The organism is Siminovitchia jepli (assembly GCF_047228825.1).
In the GTDB taxonomy this organism is placed as follows: Bacteria; Bacillota; Bacilli; order Bacillales; family Bacillaceae_C; genus Siminovitchia.
On sequence record NZ_JBFEGN010000004.1, the window covers coordinates 49,091 to 66,922 of the forward strand.

The window sequence follows — 17,832 nt, forward strand, 5'->3', positions numbered from 1 at the left end:
GGATAGAGGTCTGTGAAAATTGCCATTTTTAATGAGGATTTACTGGGGGTAGTACAAGGTGATCAAGTCGTAGATGTCTCGGATGCAGCCGGATGGGATGCACATAACCCGGAAGCATCATTTCTTCACCTTGTGGAAAATTACTGCGATTTAAAAGAAAGAATTCAAAAGCAGGCAGAAACCGGAACATCCTATCCGTTATCTGACGTATTTTTAAAGCCGCCTGTTCCAAGCACAAGAAAGATTTGGGCGGCACCAGTCAACTATAAAAGCCATCAAGAAGAAATGAACAAGATGTTTGACAATGCTCCCCGGACGATTGAGGAACTGAATTTATTTTTGAAGTCGCCCGAATCACTGTCAGGTCCGATGGATCCGATCATTCTTCCCTTCAAGGACAGGAGAACGGATCATGAAGCGGAGCTTGGATACGTTGTCGGAAAAAAAGCGAAAAATGTGAAAGCGGGAGATGCCAAAGATTATATATTCGGCTATTTTGCTTTACTGGATATTTCCATCCGGGGCAGCGAAGAAAGGACGTGGCGAAAATCTTTCGATACGTTTACGCCGATCGGCCCCTGGATTGTGACGGCCGACGAAATAGAAAACCCGAACGATTTGCAGATGAAGCTCTGGGTGAATGACGCATTAAGGCAGGATGGCTCCACAAAGCATCTTATATATGATTGTTACAAATGTTTCGAAGTGGCTTGCCAAAATATGACGCTTCTTCCGGGGGATATTATTGCCACAGGAACGCCGGATGGGGTGGGGCCAATCGAAGCAGGGGACCGGGTGACCATTCAGATTGAACAAATTGGCCGGTTTACAGTAGATGTTAAGCATGCAGAAGAGGAGAAGAAACAGCAATGAAAAATATACACAGAATCAAAGTGGCTTTTGGCGATACAGATGCTGCAGGAATCGTGTTTTATCCAAATTTTTATAGATGGATGGACCAGGCCGCCCATGAATTGGTCGGAGCGGCGTTCATGCCGGTTTCCAGGCTTCAAAAAGAAAGAAATATTATTTTGCCGTTGTTGGAGACGTTTTGCCAATTTAAAACCCCTTTATTTTTTGAAGATCAAGTTGAAGTTCACTCACAAGTCATTGAAATGAAAGACAAGGTGTTCAAGGTGGAGCATGTATTTAAAAGAGGGGGTAAAGTTGTTGCCGAGGGCTACGAGGTGAGGGCCTGGACTTCCATTGAAAGCGGCCGGCCAAAAGCGGTCTCTATTCCGGAAGAAGTGCAGGAAGCATTCGGTGTAGTCAAGACCATTTAGGGAATGGAGGGTAACATGTTGAAAACATCGCGTTTACCGGCAGCCATTCACGAACTTTTGGAAAGAGCAGCGAAAGAGTATGGCAGCAAAGTCGCATTCAAAGACGGAAAAAGAGAAGTATCGTTTCAAGAAATAAAAATGCTTGCGGAGCGCCTGGCCAAACATTTTCTTGCCATGGGCCTGCAGAAAGGCGATGTTTTGGCTGTCCAAATGGGAAACAGTTTCGAATTTGCTGTTACCCATTTGGCGGCAGGCCTCATAGGCCTTGTTTTTAACCCGCTCAGTCCGAATTACCGCCGCCAGGAGCTTTCTTATATGCTTAAGATTTGTGATACAAAAGCACTTATCGTCATGGGTGATCAGAAAAAATTTGATCATGAAGGGCTTGCCCACGAATTAAAAGAAGAATTGCCGCATTTAAGCAAAGTGATTGTCACCGGAAACCGCCAAAACAAGGAAAGCATCTCTTTTTCCACTCTTTTGGAAAAAGATCCAACGGGAAGCTTTGACGTCGCAGCACAAAGGCCGCTGCCGGATGATCCGATTTTAATCATGTTCACGTCCGGAACGGAATCAAACCCAAAAGCAGTTCTTCATACGTCGCGTACCTTTGTGGCAACCCATTTGCTGAACGTAAAGGAATACGGTTTGACGAATGATGATACACTGCTTAGTTTAACTCCCCTATCCCATATGTTTTCTTTGCCGATGATCATGTTAACGCTGCAAGCGGGCGCTGTGCATTACCTGGCCAAAACATATAAAGCGGAAAATGTGATAGACATCATCCAGCAGGAACAAGTCAGCTTTTTAATTGCCGCTCCAGCCCATTTATTGGATATTTTACACAACATTAATGAAGAACAAGCAGAAAAGACTAACCTTCGCCTTATTTTAACCGGGGGTACGAAAATACCGTCCCAGCTCGTCAAAGATCTTCGAGACAAGCTGGGCTGCAATGTCGTGGCGCAATGGGGGATGACGGAGGTTTGCGCCGGAACATTTACGAGGCCGGAAGATCCCCCGGAAAGGACATGGGAAACAGTTGGACGGGCCAGTCCGACCGGAAAAATAGTCATCGTGAACGAATCCCATGAAGTCTTGCCCCCTGGAGAAAGAGGAGAAATTGCTTTTAAAGGCGACTGCCTATTCAAGGAGTATTATAAAAATCCGAATCAGACAAAGCTGGCGTTTACAGATGACGGATATTTTTTAACAGGCGACCAAGGGTACCTGGATGAGGACGGCTATGTATACTTCTTGGGGCGGACAAAAGATACGATCAATCGGGGAGGTTTAAAATACCATGCCGCCGAAATCGAAGACGCGCTGCATATCCATCCCAAAATCCAACGGGCAGCCATAGTGAGTGTACCGGATGAAAGGCTTGGAGAAAAAGCATGCGCCTTTATCGTGCTGCGAAACAGCAGTGACAGGCTTACGCTGGACGAAATCAAAAAATACTTGATTGACAAGGGCTTTGCAATATATAAAATACCCGAGTATTTAGAAATTAGAAACGAATTGCCAACGACGGCATCCGGGAAAATTGCCAAAGGACCCCTGCGGTCAGAGGCCCAAACAATGCGGAGAACGTAAAAAACGATCCCCTTTTTGAAGAAGGAATGTCTTCAAACAGGGGATCGTTTTATTTCTGCCGATCACTGTTCAGCAAGCCGGAAAAGCCGAACAGTTCGGAGATCTGACGGCTTTTTTTCAGCAATTCAATGCTCATTTCATCTTCGGGTTTTGCCGGGATGGTTTCCCTGAATCCTACAATGATGACAGCCCCGATGATTTCCTGTTCATAATTGAAGATTGGAATCGCGGCCGAAGCGACGGAAGGGGCAAGCGCTTCATGGGCAAAAGCAATGCCGTCCTTTCTGATGTACTGAAAATCGTTTTGAAGCTCATGTACCGTTTCAGCAGGCAATGACTCTGTCGATTCGGCCATCCAGTTTTCCACGAGAGGACCGGACTTAAAAGCAGCAAACAGCTTTCCGGCGGCAGAGTTAATGGGCAGGATGGTTCCCAATTGCCCGCCCAAATTCAAGCCGGCCCTGCTGTAGATCATTTTCACAATCATCGGCCCGTTATGAGTCCATACTGCGAGCAAGGTTGTTTCTTTTGATAAAAGATTGATTTCTTCCAGGTACGGATTCACCTTATCAATGATGTTTTCCCGGTTCACTGTCGCCATTCCGTACTGAATTAATGCCGGTCCTCCCGAGTAAAGGCCAGTTTCCGGATCGCGGTGCAAAACCTGAAGAGATGTGAGGGTATTTAAATATTTGTATAAGTTGCTTTTCGATATTTTCGTATAGTGATGTATATCATTGAATTTGATGGGATGAGCGCTTTTGGCAACGAGATCAATGATCGAAAAGCCCACCAAAAGTGATTGAATTTTGGGCGGATGATCCTGATTTGACATAAAAGTACCACCTTTTTCTTCATAACACTCACCATTGTAACATTTATTACACTTTTTTCCCAAAAACATTTTATTTTTATTTTTAGTTCCGCATGCAGGAACAATCCGCTATATTGTAACCGCTGTCCCGGCTATAATCAACTTAACAACGTTCTTAAAACATAAAGGAGTGCAAAAACATGACAGTTAACCAATGTGACGTGATTGTGGTCGGTGCAGGTCCTGTCGGGCTTACAGCCGGCTTGGCGCTGCAGAAGAAAGGAATTTCATGTGTAGTAATAGAAGCCAATCCGAAAGACCATCCAAGGCCTGGAAGCCGCGCGATTTATCTTCATAGTGCGACATTGAAGTTACTTGAGGAAACGTCCGAAGGGCTGGGCTTTGAATTGGCGAAAAATGGTGTGATTTGGCCAATCAAGCGGACGCTCTACCGTGGAAAAGAAGTATATGTCCGCAATTATGGCTTTACAGACAACCAGGATCCCAACAAACTGCCCCACTTTACTTCTCTCCACCAGCATGAAATTGAAAAATATTTATACAATGCATGTATGGAGGCAGGGGTAAAAATTGTTTGGGGCGAGCCTGTTGAAAAAGTGGACATCCAAAATGATGGTGTTTCCATTACAACTGCATCTGGAAGCCAGTGGGAAGCGAAATATGTGATTGGCTGTGACGGTGCCCGCTCTGTCGTAAGGGAGCAGGCCGGTTTGATATTTGAAGGGCCGCGTACGCATGACACTTTCTTAGTCGTTGACCTGGAAGAAGATGAGAACGATCCGCTTCCGATTGAAAGGGTATTCCACTATCAGCATCCAGCCATGGGATATCGCAATGTCATGCATGTTCCGTTCAAAGGCGGCTGGCGGGTGGATTTACAGTTGTTAAAAGATGACGATGTGGATGAATTCACAAGCTTGGAAGGGGTCAAAAACTGGATTCCTAAAGTCATGGACCCAAAATATGCAGATAGAATTACTTGGGTGTCCAGCTATCGTTTCCATCAAGTGGTGGCCAATTCGTTTACAGATGAAAACTGCCGTGTCCTTTTGGCCGGGGAAGCAGCCCACTTGTTTGCCCCATTTGGTGCACGCGGATTAAATTCGGGTGTTCCTGATGCCTTGATTGCCGTGCGCGGGATTGAAAAAGCTCTTCAGGCAGGAAACGAAGAAGCAAGAAGAGAGGCGATTTTGGCAGCGGCCAATGAACGAAGAATTGCGGCGAAATGGAACCGGGATGCTTCCACAACCGCTTTGCATCATCTGCAGGGAGATTCTCCGGAAATGAATATGAAGCGCGAACTTGCCGCTTCACTAGTCTCCATAGTGCCAAGACTGGGCCGTTGGCTTGATGAAGGACCATATGGACCGAAATTCGGGCCTCCTGAGTTGACAACTAAATATTAAATGTGATAAAAGCCAAAAGGAGGATGAAAAATGGCTGTTATGCTCAATCAAGACCAATTTGGAATAAAAGCCCAGTCGATCAATGGTCTGGCAGAAAGACTGTCAAACATACCCTGGTACAAAAATGCAGGCAAGGAAGATAAAAAAGCCGAAGAACTATTTCGACGTTTTATGAGAAATATAAATGTATCCGAATACGAGATCGTATGGATTTCCAAAGAAGAAGCAGCAGATACGATCAGCAAGCTTCGCTTTGAGGGGAGTAAGTTATGGGAAGTGCTCAGTGTACTTCCTGATACATTAAAAAAGAAAGTGGATGAATTGGAGCAGAGGCATTTGCTCGAAACGGCCGTGGATACATTGCCCGAATTTGTATTCCACTTTGCATTTGATGGGGCATTTCAAGTATTTCAAGAAGAAAAGGCCATCAACTTTTTAACGGGGCACGCCATGTATATTGCGATATTGGCTGCAACGGCTGAAATTGCGGGAGAAGCGGAGCTATTCGCGCCATTGCTTGACATGCTTGAATCAGGACATGTTCCGCTTGGACCGGAAGGGAATGTCATATACCTTTTATAACATAAAAAAGCTGTTCCGGATGAACATCCGGACAGCTTTTTCCACACTTACATTTACATTGTCACTTTGTTGTTCCGTTCATCCACCACGCGTCTTGCTTTCATGGAAAAGCGGGGCAACGAACCAGCTTCGACGATCTCCGTTTCGATACGAAGTCCAATCCGTTCGCGCAGCTGGGTGGAAAGTTTCTTTTCGGCACGGGCATCTGTTGTTTCGATTTGTACTTTGATTTGATCCATGTCCCCGCTTGTATAATACACAATGCGGAATTCTTTAATTTCGGAATATTCCCGGACGATGGCTTCGATGGAGGATGGATAAATGTTGATGCCGCGAATGACTACCATATCATCGGCACGGCCGATAATACCGCCCGGCAGGAATCGAAAATGATTTCCGCACGGGCATTTTTCCCGGTGGTTGATGACGATATCCCCTGTTCTGTATCTGACGAGCGGATATCCGTAACGGCCCAGGTTCGTCAATACGAGTTCACCTTTTTCACCGTGCTTGGCAGGTTCATGTGTATCCGTATTGATAATTTCGGCAATAAACTGCGCTTCATTCACGTGAATACCGTTTTGTTCCCGGCATGAATAACCGTAAGCGCCCATTTCTGTCATGCCCACATGGTCGTAAAGTTTTGCTCCCCATGCGGTTTCGATTTGCCGGCGGATGGATGGTACGGATCCGCCCGGTTCTCCGGCGGTAATGATTTTTTTTATTGATGAATTTGGAAGATCCAGGTTCATTTCTTCGGCAACTTCGGCTAAATGAAGGGCGTAGCTGGGCGTGCACAGCAATGCCGTCGCGTTGTTTTCCATCATCGTGGCCAATCTTTCTTTCGATGTTTGGCTTCCGGCCGCAATGACAAAGGCGCCGATTTTTTTCGCAGCTTCAAAACCGCCCCAAAAGCCGATAAAGGGACCGAAAGAGAAGGCCAGGAAAACGGTGTCATTTTGATTGACGCCGCTTGAACGGAACACTTCTTCCCAACATGTTTCCCACCATTCCCAGCTTTCTTTTGTGTCGAGCACTTTAAGCGGCTTGCCGGAAGTACCGGATGTTTGGTGGTACCGTGAATAGCTCTTCAAAGGATATGTGTGGTTTTTCCCATAAGGAGGGAATTGCTTTTGGTCATCTACCAGTTCTTGCTTGGTCGTAAAAGGAAGCCGCGACATTTCTTCCCGAGACAGAAGCGGCAATGTGATTCCGGCTAATTTGTTTCGGTAAAATTCATTTTCCTGTAAAAGAAAAACGAGCATTTGATTCAGCTTGTGCAATTGATAGTTTTCAAGGGATGTATGAAATTCGTAGACAGGATAACCAGTGCTGGACATGAAAATTTTCTCCTTTCTGAAATAGCCGTTATTAAGTTTATGTTATTGCGGGAAAGCGCTTTTAAAAACCATACAGTTCTTCTATATGGAACTTTTGCAAAAATTCATCACTTCAAAATATAAATCGGGAGGGGGAATTCTCTTTGAAAAAAGAAGCGTTATGGACGAGGAGCTTTATTTTTGTTTCGGTCGCAAACCTTTTTCTTTTTATTACCTATTATGGATTACTTGTAACGCTGCCTTCGGCCACAATTAAGTATTACGGTGCAACCGGTACTGCGGCAGGCTTGGTAAACGCGGTTTTTCTGGGGGCGGCTATCGTGATCAGGCCATTTTTGGGTCCGTGGATTGAAAGGTTTGGCCAAAAATTTATTCTTATCCTCTCGTTAACCATGTTTGCAGCTTGCTCTTTTGCATACAGTTTTTTGCATTCAGTGGAATCCTTGCTTGTTTTACGATTTATTCATGGGATTGGTTTCGGGATGGCCACCACGATTACGGGGACGATTATAGCGGATGTAGTGCCGGAAACGAGAAAAGGCGAGGGCATGGGTTACTTTGTCATGTCAAACAACCTGGCCATTGTTGCCGGGCCATTTATTGGGCTGACGATTTTCCGGGAACTGGATATTAACGCCCTATTTTGGACAGGCGCATTTTTTTCTTTTGCGGCATTCATGCTGGGCGTAGGAACAAAATTGGCGAAAGAGGGGACCTTTATCCCCGGGGAGAAGAAACAGGCGGTATTCGAAAGGCGGGCCATTCCCATTTCCATTACAAGTGCCTATTTTGCCCTTGCTTATTCGACCGTTTTGTCTTTCATGGCGGTTTTTGCTGCTGAAAGGGGATTGGCGGTTGAATCGAGTTTCTTTTTTGCTGTTTATGCCTTTGTTCTTATTTTGTCCCGCCCGTTTACAGGGAGATGGTATGATCAATACGGTGCAAACTGGATCATCTTTCCGGCCATCGTGTTATTCGGCATGGGCATGTTTTGTTTGGGGATGTCGCACGGGGCTGCCTTGTTTTTCATTGCCGCGGGATTGATTGGTGTTGGATGGGGAACACTTTTTTCCAGCTTTCAAACGGTGGCGATCCAAAGCGTCGATCCGAAGCGCCGATCGGTGGCAACTGCCACTTTTTTATCCGTTTTCGACATCGGCATTGGCGGAGGCTCAATCATAGCCGGGGCGTTGGCAGGGACGATGGAACTGGGAACCATTTATATCGTCAGTTCCATCTATATTTTCACGGGACTGTCTGTTTATTATTGGGCCCAAAAGAAAAGTGTCCCGATGACCGGGAGAATCACCCGGCGAAAAAACGCTTAGCTCTTTTTTTGCCAGCCAAAGCATTCTGAAAGTTCGAAGGCCTGTTCAATAACGAAAGAGCTCATGTCACTTTCATGTGAGCTGGGAATGAGCTGGGTGAACCCAACAATCGTAATGCAGCCGATCATATCATCTTTATAGTCAAGTACCGGAACACTGAAAGAGGAAACATGCCTTACGAGCGGCTCTGCCGCATATGAAAAATAATGTTTTTGAATGTTTGGCAATTCCACTTCCAGCTTTTGTTTTGCCTCATTTTGTAAATGTTGAAATCCTTGCTGTTTCCATTCCTTTATATCGACCTCCTCTTTAAAGGCCAGATAAGCTTTTCCGGCCGATGAAAGAACAGGGAGGCGTGTACCAATTTGCGCACCAATATTCAGGCCCGGCTGGCTGTTCCAAATGTTTGCGATGACAGGGCCGTCATGCGTCCATACGGACAGTAATGCGGTAAGCTCCAGCTCCCGGCTGATCTTTTTCAAATACGGAGTTGCCTTGTGAATCAAGTCAACACTTCCGATGGCTGCATTTCCAAATTCGATTAATTTACTTCCAAGTTGGTATGTACCCTGGCCTTTGTCCCGGTGCAGCAAACCTGTAATCGTTAAAGTATTTAAGTATTTATGCAAATTGCTTTTTGTGATTCCTGTAAGCTCCTGGATCTCGGAAAACTTCAGGGGGCGGTCTTCGCTGACAAATAATTCAAGTATGCCAATCCCTGTTTGCAATGATTGTATAACAGGGAGTGTTTTGTTTTTGTCCATCCCAAAAACACTCCTTTTAACTTTTGGAATTATCATGTCATAATTTTATTCATCTGTCCAATTGTTATATTTCCATATTGACAACTGAAAGCGGATACGATACATTTTAACTATGAGAACAATGTTACCTATAAGTGAATTTGAGGAGAGGATAAAATGAAGCTAGTAACTTTTACTCAAAACGGTTTTACAAGAATAGGCGCTATTGAAGGAGAACAAGTCATTGATCTGAATGCAGCTTTTAAAGCAAAATTGGAAGCAGAAGGAAAAATCCGGGCGGAAAAAATTGCTGAAGCGTATATTCCGGCAGATATGGAAGGATTCCTGCAAGGGGGAAAAGAAAGCCTTGCACTTGCAAAAGAAGCTGTTCAATATGCTTTGAATCACGAAAGTGCCGTTCAGCTTGTTTTCGGGAAAGTGGATGTAAAAATTGGCGCCCCTGTAACCAATCCCGGAAAAATGATCTGTGTTGGACATAACTACCGCGAGCATATCCTTGAAATGGGAAGGGAACTGCCGACACATCCGGTTGTTTTCGCGAAATTTGCCAATACGATTGTGGGACCGGAAGATGACATTCCATTTTATCCAATCTCCGAACAGCTTGACTATGAAGCAGAATTTGCATTTGTTGTGGGAAAGCGGGCCAAAAATGTGTCGCAGGAAGATGCATTGGATTACGTCGCAGGCTATACGATTGTCAATGATGTTACATACCGCGACATTCAGCGCAGGACAATTGAATGGCTGCAAGGAAAAGCGGTAGACGGTTCTGCGCCTATGGGTCCGTGGCTCGTTACATCCGATGAGTTGACAGATCCGTCCGGGCTTGAAATTTCCTTGTCTGTAAACGGGGAAGAAAGACAACGCTCGAACACTTCGAATCTCGTATTTACGGTCCAGCGTCTCGTTGAGTTTTTATCTGAATTGATGACACTTGAACCGGGAGATGTTATTTTGACCGGAACACCGGGAGGCGTAGGTGTAGCAAGGGAACCGCAAGCATTCCTGAAAGATGGGGATGTCGTGCGCATAGAAGTCGACAAAGTGGGTGTTCTTGAGAACAAAGTAAAAAGAGTGGAGGGGTGATTTCTATGGCAGGAGAAATTCAACAGCAAGCCATTCGTGATGTGAAAGCTGCAATCGACGAGATGGTGAACACGGTAAAAGACCTTCCTGAAGATACAATCCGCTGGAAGCCGTCAGCCGAAGAATGGTCGATCATGCAAGTGATTGCCCACGTAGCCGAAGCGATTCCTTTCTGGTTGGGTGAAATTCGCCAAATCATGCAAAGCCCCAAAGACGTATGGGGAAGGGACCATACGAATAAAATTCGTTTAGCAGCTGTAGATGAATCGACAGTAGATAAACTGGCAGTTGAAAAAGTACTCAACGATCTAAAACAGATTCCGGCTCAAACAGAGGAAACATTGAGCAAGCTGACAGATGAGCAGCTTCAGACTGTCGCGCCAAGCCGGAATCCGAACTTTGATGGAAAACCTGTCCAGTTCATTATTGACAAACTCATTGTCGGGCATATTCAAGGGCATAATGGACAGATTCAACGCAATTTGTCCAAGTTAAAATAAAAGGGGAGAATCACAATGGCTGAAAAAAATTCTTTTTTTGAAAGCACTTTGGTCCAGGATTTTAACAAAGATATTGAACAGTATCATCTTGGTCCGCTATGGAATGCAATCCCTGATTTAATGAAGCACACTCCCGAGCCGCATGCACAGGCATATCTTTGGAAATACGGCCTGCTGCGCAAAAAGTTGATGGAAGCAACAGAGATCTTTACTCCGGACCGGGGCGGGGAACGGCGCGCCATCTACCTGCAAAACCCCGGTTTGAATTACCGCAAACCGTGGGGGTGGGCATCTACGACGCAAACCTTATATGCGGCTGTTCAATTAATTTTGCCTGGTGAAGAAGCACCGTCCCATCGTCATGTTCAAAATGCGTTACGGTTTGTCATGGAAGGGGAAGGAGCATACTCCATCGTCCAAGGCGAACGGATTTTCATGAAACGCGGTGACTTTTTAACAACGCCAAACGGACTTTGGCACGGCCACGGACATCCTGGAGACAAACCAATGATTTGGATGGACTGCCTGGATATCCCAACGATCTACTATCTCGGCGGAACATTCTTTGAGCCATATCCGGATAAATTGGAGAAATCTTCTTTGCCGGATAACTACTCAGCGCAACGCTACGAAGGCGGAATGGTTCGTCCAATCAGTGACCGCTATGAGAAAAAAGCGCCGCTTGGCAAGTTTAAATGGAAACAAACTGAAGCTGCTATTCAAGGCTTGAGCCGATTTGAGCCGGATCCATTTGACGGATATGCAGTCGAGTTTATCAATCCCTCCAACGGTAAAACAGCTTGCCCGACCATTGCTGCCTGGATGCAAAAGCTGCCGAAAGGATTCCAATCAAAGGCCCACCGCCATACACATGCGTCCATTTATCATGTGCACGAAGGTTCCGGTTACACGGTCATTAACGGCGTCCGCTTTGACTGGGAAAAAGGCGACTACTTTGTCGTTCCAAACTGGGCTTGGCATGAGCACGTTGCAGAAGAAGACACGTACCTCTTCCAAACAAACGACTTGCCAATCCTCGAAAAATTTGGCCTCGAAAGAAAGCAGGAGCTTGATACGAACAACGGCCATCAAGAAGTCAAATCGGAATTTAAGCCTGTCATCGTTTAAGATTTTATCTCTGCCAACGTTTATATATAACATATTGAAATCCATTTCCGAAGCAACATGCTTTGAAAATGGATTTTTTTTACGGAAATTCCAGTATATATAATAGGAAGAAACTCGACTTTTATGTTGAAGATTTGCTGATGTCCGAAAGAGGCTATAACAATAATTTGTAAAAATAATAGGTTAAATGATTTGGCGCAGATCGGCAATGGCCGCTTCTTGGTCTATGGAGCGGCGTGACAATAAGTCAAGAGTCCGTTCGTGTCTTACTTGGGTTGTTTTTATTTTCTTGACTTCTTCGACTGTTTCCATGACGGCTATTTTAATGGCCGGAATTTCGGCCACATCCTCTTTTGTCGCCATCATTTCCTTTATTGAGGAAATATCCTGTTTCATACTTTGTTGTTCGGTTTCCATGCCAGCCATCTTAGTTTCCATGTTTGCCATTCTTGTTTCCATGCCGCTCATTCTTGTTTCCATGTCATTCATTCTTGTTTCCATGCCGCTCATTTTTGTTTCCATGTTTGCCATTCTTGTTTCCAGCATGTCAAAGCGGCTGTTCATTTGTGATTTTAAATCTTGGATTTCGGCAAGAATTTGTTTCATCAGATTTTCCATCGTATCCCCCCTTTTCCTCATTGCGGCTGCGAAATTGCCAGCATTCTTATTACCGCTATTATAGCATCCAAAAGCTTTCTTTTACAGACAAGTTTTGACATGTGATAGGGGCTTACATTATGAGGAAAAACTTTTTTTGCATCAAAAAAGGACTCTCCAGTATGGGGAGCCCCCTTTCAAGTTTCTATTACCCTATTTCGTTATCGACGGCAGCCAAAGCGTCAAATCAGGCCAATACGTAATGACCAGCAAGGCAATCAGTGATGCGATTAAATATGGCCAAATGGCTGCCACGAGGCGCTCGAGTTTGACTTGCCCAAGGGAGGAGGCAATGTAAAGACCTGCTCCTACCGGCGGAGTCAATAAGCCGATTGTTAAGTTGATACAGATGATGACACCAAAGTGGATTGGGTCAATGCCGTAGTTGGCGATTAACGGCGCAAAAATGGGTACAAGGATAATGAGTGCCGCAATCCCGTCCATAAACATGCCGACGATCAGAAGGAATATATTTACGATTAACAGGAAAAGCAGCGGATTTTCAGTTAATGACACCATCCAGGTGGCAATATTTTGCGGAACTTTTTCAAAAGAAAGCATCCAGCCAAACAGGTTGGCCATCGCTATCAGCAAGGTAATCGTTGCTGTTGTTACCGCTGTATTGATAAAAATGGAAGGAAGTTCCTTTATTTTTAATTCTCTGTAAAAGAAAAAACCTACAACAAGCGCCACCACGCAGGCAATGGCTGCTGATTCTGTCGGTGTAAACGCGCCGCTTAAAATTCCGACTACAATAATGACCGGAACAAGGAGTGCCGGAATGACTTTGAAAAAGGAGCTGAATATTTCCGAGAAAAGGGCGCGCTTTTGAGTGGGCCATTTTTGTTTGGTTCCGGTATACCCAATCAGAATGATAAATGAAATGGCCAGCAGGATGCCTGGAAAGACACCGGCCATAAACATGTCCCCGATAGAAGCGCCCGATTGGACACCGTAGATGATAAATAACATACTCGGTGGAATGATAGGCCCCAAAAGGCCTGCCGATGCTGTGGTGGCAGCAGCGAATTCCCGTGAATAACCCTCTTTTTCCATCGAAGGGACCATTGTCCGGCTCATCATGGCAATTTGGGCTGTTGCCGATCCGATAATGGAGGCAAGAAGCATGTTGGCAATGACGTTAACATACGCCAATCCGCCCCGGAAATGGCCTACGAGCGATTTGGAAAAATCGATCAGCCTTTTTGTAATACCGCCGGAATTCATTAATTCTCCGGCAAGCATGAACAAAGGGATTGCAAGCAGGCCGTAGCTTTCCAGTCCGGAATACAGACGCTGCGGAGCAGTGGCCATGAGCCCCATATTAGCCGACACAAAGATGTAGGCAATCGTCGTGATTCCGAGAACAAATGCAATCGGCACTTGCAGCAGCAGCAGAATAATAAAAATAAGAAGTGCAATTGTCACGCTTCATTCCCCCCTTCGCTGCTTTTGAAGTTATTAATGAACAGCTCAAGAGTGTGAATAATCATAAAGAAAAAGCTTACAGGAATGCTGGCATAGGCATAAATCATCGGCATCCCCATCGCGCTGGAACGCTGTATGGCGATGTTCGAAGAAGACAGCCATGTAAGGGATAAATAAAAAATATAAATGAGAAAAGCTGCCAGGACGGCTATCCCAAGACCGAACAACGTTTGGCGGAGCTTTCCTTTCAACTTGTCCATAAAGATGGAAACAGCTGCGGAATCTTGCCGTTTGATGCTCATGCTGCCGCCGATAAAAGTAAGCCAAACAAGAGAAAAAATAGCTGTTTCATCCGACCAGGTAAGCGGTAAGTTGAGGATGTAACGATAAAGAACGCCAGCTGATAATGAAATCAGCATGGCGGAACAAAGGGCAATAGCCAACAGTTTTTCAATTTGATAAACAATATTGCTTAATTGGTGTAACAGTTTCATTTATTTTCCCCCGTTACTTTTTTGCTTCTTCGAGGAAAGATTTGATGACCTCGGATTTGCCCTCATACTTATCAGTGATTTGTTTCGTGATGGCATCAAAGGAAGAAGGATCTTTCAATTCTTCGACTTTTACCCCAAGTTTCTTCAATTCTTCAAGGTTTTTGTCTTCCCGGGCGACGGCTTCTTGAATTCCCCAGTTAACAGCATTTGTCATCGCTTCCTTGACAGTTTTTTGGTCCTCTTCAGATAGACCGTCATATACCTGCTTACTCATAACAATGACCGTAGGGAATGTCATATGGTTCGTTAATGTCAAATTCTCGGCGTTTTCATAATACTTTTCCGTGACGAGTGCATCCAGATCAATGTCAATTCCGTCGATAACTCCGGTTTGCAATGAAGTATACACTTCAGAAAGAGGCATTGCAGTTGGCCCTGCACCTACGCCTTCCCAGAAATCCTGCATGGCCGGGCTGCCGATGATTCTGATTTTCTTGCCTTTTAGGTCAGCAGGGGAATTGACTGCTCCGTCTTTCAAAAGTACGTGGCGGTTACCCGCAAACATGAAGTCCAATCCGACCAGGCCTTGGCTGTCCAGTTCTTCAAGCATTTTTTTCGCTGCATCAGAATCTCTCATCGCCGCAGCTTCTTCCAGATTTTTAAAGGTAAACGGCATGAACCATGCGTTTAATGAATCTTGGCGTGTGCTCATGTAGGCATTTGTTAAAAATCCAAATTCTAATGAACCCGTTTCCAATTGTTGTACCATGTCTTTCTCTAAACCTAGCTGGGAAGCAGGATAGATTTCCACATTCATTCTGCCGTCAGACAGCTTTTCCAATTCCTCGCCAAACTTTTCGGCCGTTTTATGCCAGACGTGGGATTCTTGTGTCACATGAGAAATTTTGAATGTTTTTGTTTCCTCTTTTTTAGACTGATCCGCTGAATCACCGCTGCTGCTTTTTCCACCTCCGCAAGCCGCGAGCGCCAGTATTGCAGAAGCAATAAAAGATGTTTTTAAAAGCGCCTTCATTTTACTAATTTTGCTCACTTTCATTCCTCCTTGTGGTTCTGGGTGTTTAGCAAGCGAAACGCTCCTATTCACTTTTGGTGAACCATTTTCACTAATTGTATAAAACTATTAAACTGCTTGTCAATTCATTTTTCAATCTTTTTTTAAAAAAACTAGTACTTTTTTCCTTTATAACCAAAGGACTTTGAAATTATGAAAGCCGTCTTTTTCACGTATTCGCTAATTTCGTCCGTGGCATTCCTTGGTATCAGGGGGGTAAATCCTACTACAGTCAATGCCCCGATCAAGTCACTGTTAAAATCAAAAAGAGGGACGCTGAAAGAAGAAATATGCTTAATCAGCGGTTCCGTAGAATGCGTAAATTTTTCTTTTTGTATTTTTTTCTTTTCGGCCAGGAATTGGTTTCGTTCTTTTTCCGATAACGGTTTGAGTTCATTTTCCAACCATTTTCTTTGATCGCTGCTGTTTTTAAAAGTAGAGAATATTTTTCCTGATGAAGAAAGCAAGGGCAGAGTCGCACCCATTTGGGCTCCGATATTGATTCCGTAGTCCGCATTTCTAATGCTGGCGATAACAGGGCCTGTATGTGACCAGACAGCAAGTAAACTCGTCAGGGAAGTATGATCGCTGATTTCTTTTAAAAAGGGATTGACGCGGCCAACAATGTCAAAGTCGTTTAAGGCAGCGTTTCCATATTCTATCAGGCGATTTCCAAGCATGTACGTGTTTTCGGTTGTATCGCGATATAAAATGCCCGTTTGCGTCAACGTATATAAATATTTATACAGATTGCTTTTCGTCATCCCGGTCAAAGATTGGATTTCCGTAAATTTTAATGGCCTTCCCTCTTCAAGGAAGAGATCGAGGATGGAGATTCCGAGCTGCAATGATTGAATGCCTTTATGATTTGTTTGTTTTGTCATTTGTTTAATTCACCTTTTTTTGAATGATTTTGAACTTTAGTGTATCAGCAGCAGAAACAAAACAAAAGAAATTTTTTATAAAATAATAGATTGACAGTTTTAAAAAAATATTTTAAAGTTATCCATAACTAGTATACTTTGTTCCCTATTAGTGGAATAGATTGAAAAAATACATCAAAAAGGGGATCTTCATATGAGTAATGTAAGCGATGTAATGGTAGTTGGCGGAGGAATTGGCGGGTTGGCTGCAGCTTTGGGAATTGTTGAATCAGGAAAATCCGTTGCGGTTCTTGAGCAGGCCCCGGAATTTGGAGAAGTGGGTGCGGGAATTCAGCTTGCGCCAAATGCGATGGCTGTTTTGGATCGTTTTGGCGTCCTGGAAGATATTTTTGAATTGGCTGTTTTTCCAAAAAGGCTCGTATTAAAAGATGTCTATACAGCAAAAGAGTTGGCAACATTGGATTTGGGTAAAGAATTCCAAGAGCGCTACGGATACCCGTATATTGTTGTGCATCGATCTGATTTGCACAGCGTTCTATTGAATGCATGTAAAAAGAAGCCCGAGCAAATCAAACTATTTAATAACCAGGTAATCCAAACGGCTGAAGAATGTGAAAGCGGTGTCGTTGTCACCAATCAAAGCGGTGAAACATTCACTGCACAGGCGATTGTTGGAGCCGATGGACTTAAGTCCAATATCAGAAAGCTGTTCTCTGATGATGAACTGATTTGCTCGGAGTATGTCGCTTACCGGGGAACGATTCCCATTGAGGAAGTGTCAGACGCCAACTTGGATGACGTTGTCATGTGGATTGGACCACATCTCCATCTTGTACAATACCCTGTCCGCAGGGGAGAATTGTACAATCAAGTAGTTGTGTTTAAGTCCTACAACTACAAGCCTGACTCTGATGATTGGGGTACTCCCGAAGAAATGGACAAGCGTTTCAAAGGCGGGCATCCGCTTGTGGAAAAGGCAATTTCCTTTATCGAACGCCAAATTCGCTGGCCAATGTACGACCGCCTGCCGTTGGATAATTGGACAAAAGGCAACATAACACTTCTGGGCGATGCAGCTCATCCGATGCTCCAATACTTGGCACAAGGCGGCTGCCAGGCACTGGAAGACGCTTCCGTACTTGCCGACAATTTGAAGCAATCCGATAACTATCATACAGCTTTTCAAAACTACCAGGAAGAACGGATTCCGCGGACAGCCAAAGTCCAAGCAAACGCCAGGTTATGGGGAAGATTTTTGCACGCGGAAGACCCGTTGACTTTAATTATGCGTGAAAAAATATTCAAGGAGCATACACCGAAAAGCTACCAAGTTACCGACTTTTTATATGGATACCATAAAAGAAGATAGAAAAAACTAGCCGCGCTGCCTGAAAAGTAGTGCGGCCTTTTTACAAGAAAGCATAGATTCTGCGGACATAGATC

Annotated in this window: 18 protein-coding genes; 10 read left to right on the forward strand and 8 right to left on the reverse strand. The window is 44.5% G+C overall.

Annotated elements, in window-relative coordinates; all coding sequences use genetic code 11:
• Positions 1-12 precede the first annotated feature (12 nt).
• Genes AB1L08_RS03795 through AB1L08_RS03805 form a run of 3 tightly spaced genes read left to right on the forward strand, consistent with a single transcriptional unit; the run spans position 13 to position 2,882 of the window.
• Positions 13-873: a fumarylacetoacetate hydrolase family protein gene (locus AB1L08_RS03795; protein ID WP_413063348.1), complete on the forward strand. Its 861-nt coding sequence runs from the start codon at positions 13-15 to the stop codon at positions 871-873.
• Entirely contained in the window at positions 870-1,283 is a 414-nt protein-coding gene (locus AB1L08_RS03800) for an acyl-CoA thioesterase (RefSeq protein ID WP_413063349.1), read from the forward strand. The genes AB1L08_RS03795 and AB1L08_RS03800 overlap by 4 nt, the downstream gene beginning before the upstream one ends.
• 15 nt (positions 1,284-1,298) lie before the next feature.
• Positions 1,299-2,882: a class I adenylate-forming enzyme family protein gene (locus AB1L08_RS03805; RefSeq protein WP_413063350.1), complete on the forward strand. Its 1,584-nt coding sequence runs from the start codon at positions 1,299-1,301 to the stop codon at positions 2,880-2,882.
• Between the two features lie 49 nt (positions 2,883-2,931).
• Here AB1L08_RS03805 and AB1L08_RS03810 read toward each other — a convergent pair whose 3' ends face one another.
• The gene (locus tag AB1L08_RS03810) at positions 2,932-3,717 is read right to left on the reverse strand and encodes an IclR family transcriptional regulator (RefSeq protein WP_413063351.1); all 786 of its coding nucleotides are present in this window, start codon (positions 3,715-3,717) and stop codon (positions 2,932-2,934) included.
• A 179-nt stretch (positions 3,718-3,896) separates the two neighbouring features.
• Here AB1L08_RS03810 and AB1L08_RS03815 point away from each other — a divergent pair, with 179 nt between their 5' ends.
• Both AB1L08_RS03815 and AB1L08_RS03820 read left to right on the forward strand, forming a co-directional pair.
• Positions 3,897-5,123 carry an FAD-dependent oxidoreductase gene (locus AB1L08_RS03815; RefSeq protein WP_413063352.1) on the forward strand — a complete coding sequence of 409 codons (1,227 nt, stop codon included), beginning with the start codon at positions 3,897-3,899 and terminating at the stop codon, positions 5,121-5,123.
• A 30-nt stretch (positions 5,124-5,153) separates the two neighbouring features.
• On the forward strand, positions 5,154-5,705 hold the full coding sequence (locus AB1L08_RS03820) for a hypothetical protein (protein ID WP_413063353.1): 552 nt from the start codon (positions 5,154-5,156) through the stop codon (positions 5,703-5,705).
• A gap of 53 nt (positions 5,706-5,758) precedes the next feature.
• Here AB1L08_RS03820 and AB1L08_RS03825 read toward each other — a convergent pair whose 3' ends face one another.
• Positions 5,759-7,045, reverse strand: coding sequence for a phenylacetate--CoA ligase family protein (locus tag AB1L08_RS03825; protein ID WP_413063354.1), 1,287 nt, complete (start codon positions 7,043-7,045; stop codon positions 5,759-5,761).
• Between the two features lie 143 nt (positions 7,046-7,188).
• Here AB1L08_RS03825 and AB1L08_RS03830 point away from each other — a divergent pair, with 143 nt between their 5' ends.
• Complete coding sequence (locus AB1L08_RS03830) at positions 7,189-8,373, forward strand: MFS transporter (RefSeq protein ID WP_413063355.1); 1,185 nt, start codon at positions 7,189-7,191, stop codon at positions 8,371-8,373.
• On the opposite strand, the gene AB1L08_RS03835 is transcribed toward AB1L08_RS03830, so the two are convergent.
• Positions 8,370-9,137 carry an IclR family transcriptional regulator gene (locus tag AB1L08_RS03835; RefSeq protein ID WP_413063356.1) on the reverse strand — a complete coding sequence of 256 codons (768 nt, stop codon included), beginning with the start codon at positions 9,135-9,137 and terminating at the stop codon, positions 8,370-8,372. The genes AB1L08_RS03830 and AB1L08_RS03835 overlap by 4 nt on opposite strands.
• A gap of 156 nt (positions 9,138-9,293) precedes the next feature.
• Between AB1L08_RS03835 and AB1L08_RS03840 the strand changes: the two genes are divergently transcribed.
• Genes AB1L08_RS03840 through AB1L08_RS03850 form a run of 3 tightly spaced genes read left to right on the forward strand, consistent with a single transcriptional unit; the run spans position 9,294 to position 11,854 of the window.
• A complete protein-coding gene (locus tag AB1L08_RS03840; protein WP_413063357.1) occupies positions 9,294-10,226 on the forward strand; it encodes a fumarylacetoacetate hydrolase family protein in 933 nt (310 codons plus the stop codon).
• Between the two features lie 5 nt (positions 10,227-10,231).
• Positions 10,232-10,726, forward strand: coding sequence for a DinB family protein (locus AB1L08_RS03845; protein WP_413063358.1), 495 nt, complete (start codon positions 10,232-10,234; stop codon positions 10,724-10,726).
• Between the two features lie 15 nt (positions 10,727-10,741).
• Positions 10,742-11,854 carry a cupin domain-containing protein gene (locus AB1L08_RS03850; protein WP_413063359.1) on the forward strand — a complete coding sequence of 371 codons (1,113 nt, stop codon included), beginning with the start codon at positions 10,742-10,744 and terminating at the stop codon, positions 11,852-11,854.
• A 183-nt stretch (positions 11,855-12,037) separates the two neighbouring features.
• Here the strand turns inward: AB1L08_RS03850 and AB1L08_RS03855 are convergent, their stop codons facing one another.
• From AB1L08_RS03855 to AB1L08_RS03875, 5 genes are all read right to left on the reverse strand, one after another.
• Complete coding sequence (locus AB1L08_RS03855) at positions 12,038-12,472, reverse strand: hypothetical protein (RefSeq protein WP_413063360.1); 435 nt, start codon at positions 12,470-12,472, stop codon at positions 12,038-12,040.
• 192 nt (positions 12,473-12,664) lie between these two features.
• Entirely contained in the window at positions 12,665-13,939 is a 1,275-nt protein-coding gene (locus AB1L08_RS03860) for a TRAP transporter large permease (protein WP_413063361.1), read from the reverse strand.
• Positions 13,936-14,433, reverse strand: coding sequence for a TRAP transporter small permease (locus AB1L08_RS03865; RefSeq protein WP_413063362.1), 498 nt, complete (start codon positions 14,431-14,433; stop codon positions 13,936-13,938). Before AB1L08_RS03865 ends, AB1L08_RS03860 begins: the two co-directional genes overlap by 4 nt.
• 13 nt (positions 14,434-14,446) lie before the next feature.
• Positions 14,447-15,484, reverse strand: a complete 1,038-nt coding sequence (locus AB1L08_RS03870) for a TRAP transporter substrate-binding protein (protein ID WP_413063363.1) — start codon at positions 15,482-15,484, stop codon at positions 14,447-14,449.
• Positions 15,485-15,618: 134 nt separating this feature from the next.
• On the reverse strand, positions 15,619-16,389 hold the full coding sequence (locus AB1L08_RS03875; protein WP_413063364.1) for an IclR family transcriptional regulator: 771 nt from the start codon (positions 16,387-16,389) through the stop codon (positions 15,619-15,621).
• Between the two features lie 193 nt (positions 16,390-16,582).
• Here AB1L08_RS03875 and AB1L08_RS03880 point away from each other — a divergent pair, with 193 nt between their 5' ends.
• A complete protein-coding gene (locus AB1L08_RS03880; RefSeq protein ID WP_413063365.1) occupies positions 16,583-17,758 on the forward strand; it encodes an FAD-dependent monooxygenase in 1,176 nt (391 codons plus the stop codon).
• Positions 17,759-17,832: the final 74 nt, after the last annotated feature.

Excerpts from the sequence above, each read along its gene's own strand:
- AB1L08_RS03800 (WP_413063349.1), top strand. The coding sequence starts at position 870 with ATGAAAAATATACACAGAATCAAAGTGGCTTTTGGCGATACAGATGCT.
- AB1L08_RS03805 (WP_413063350.1), top strand. The coding sequence starts at position 1,299 with ATGTTGAAAACATCGCGTTTACCGGCAGCCATTCACGAACTTTTGGAA.
- AB1L08_RS03810 (WP_413063351.1), bottom strand. The coding sequence starts at position 3,717 with ATGTCAAATCAGGATCATCCGCCCAAAATTCAATCACTTTTGGTGGGC.
- AB1L08_RS03815 (WP_413063352.1), top strand. The coding sequence starts at position 3,897 with ATGACAGTTAACCAATGTGACGTGATTGTGGTCGGTGCAGGTCCTGTC.
- AB1L08_RS03820 (WP_413063353.1), top strand. The coding sequence starts at position 5,154 with ATGGCTGTTATGCTCAATCAAGACCAATTTGGAATAAAAGCCCAGTCG.
- AB1L08_RS03825 (WP_413063354.1), bottom strand. The coding sequence starts at position 7,045 with ATGTCCAGCACTGGTTATCCTGTCTACGAATTTCATACATCCCTTGAA.
- AB1L08_RS03835 (WP_413063356.1), bottom strand. The coding sequence starts at position 9,137 with ATGGACAAAAACAAAACACTCCCTGTTATACAATCATTGCAAACAGGG.
- AB1L08_RS03840 (WP_413063357.1), top strand. The coding sequence starts at position 9,294 with ATGAAGCTAGTAACTTTTACTCAAAACGGTTTTACAAGAATAGGCGCT.
- AB1L08_RS03845 (WP_413063358.1), top strand. The coding sequence starts at position 10,232 with ATGGCAGGAGAAATTCAACAGCAAGCCATTCGTGATGTGAAAGCTGCA.
- AB1L08_RS03850 (WP_413063359.1), top strand. The coding sequence starts at position 10,742 with ATGGCTGAAAAAAATTCTTTTTTTGAAAGCACTTTGGTCCAGGATTTT.
- AB1L08_RS03855 (WP_413063360.1), bottom strand. The coding sequence starts at position 12,472 with ATGGAAAATCTGATGAAACAAATTCTTGCCGAAATCCAAGATTTAAAA.
- AB1L08_RS03865 (WP_413063362.1), bottom strand. The coding sequence starts at position 14,433 with ATGAAACTGTTACACCAATTAAGCAATATTGTTTATCAAATTGAAAAA.
- AB1L08_RS03875 (WP_413063364.1), bottom strand. The coding sequence starts at position 16,389 with ATGACAAAACAAACAAATCATAAAGGCATTCAATCATTGCAGCTCGGA.
- AB1L08_RS03880 (WP_413063365.1), top strand. The coding sequence starts at position 16,583 with ATGAGTAATGTAAGCGATGTAATGGTAGTTGGCGGAGGAATTGGCGGG.